The following is a 503-nucleotide window of genomic DNA, read 5'->3' on the forward strand; positions in this document are numbered from 1 at the left end:
GCCCGGCGGGCATACCCGGTGGCGACGCCACGGCCGGCCACATACAACTCGCCGACCACGCCTTCCGGCGCGGGCCGCAACCACTTGTCCAGGACGAACAACGCCGCGCCGGGAACCGGCGACCCGATCGGCGGAGCACCCGACTCGCTCGCCAGCGGCGTGCTCATCGCCGCGTAAACGGTGGCCTCGGTCGGGCCGTAGGCGTTGATCATCACGCGCCCCGGCGCCCACCGGTCGACGACCTCGGCCGGGCAGGCCTCACCCGCGACCACCAGCGCCGTGGAGTCCAAGCCCTCCGGCGAGAGCATGCCCACCGCAGACGGGGTCTGGCTCAGGACGTTGACCTTCTCGGCGACCAGCAGCGCGTGCAGTTCGTCAGGCGAGCCCGCCACCGACTCGGGCACGACCACCAGGCGTCCGCCGTGCAGCAGCGCGCCCCAGATCTCCCAGACGGAGACGTCGAAGACGAGCGAGTGCCACTGCGACCAGACCTTCCCCGGCCC

The 503-nt window shown here is 72.6% G+C and carries 1 protein-coding gene; it reads right to left on the bottom strand.

The features are described 5' to 3' along the window. The coding region (locus B8W69_RS29560) for an AMP-binding protein (protein WP_133058065.1) at positions 1 to 503 on the bottom strand (503 nt) is incomplete at both ends.

It is taken from the genome of Mycolicibacterium vulneris (assembly GCF_002104765.1).
Taxonomy (GTDB): Bacteria; Actinomycetota; Actinomycetes; order Mycobacteriales; family Mycobacteriaceae; genus Mycobacterium; species Mycobacterium vulneris.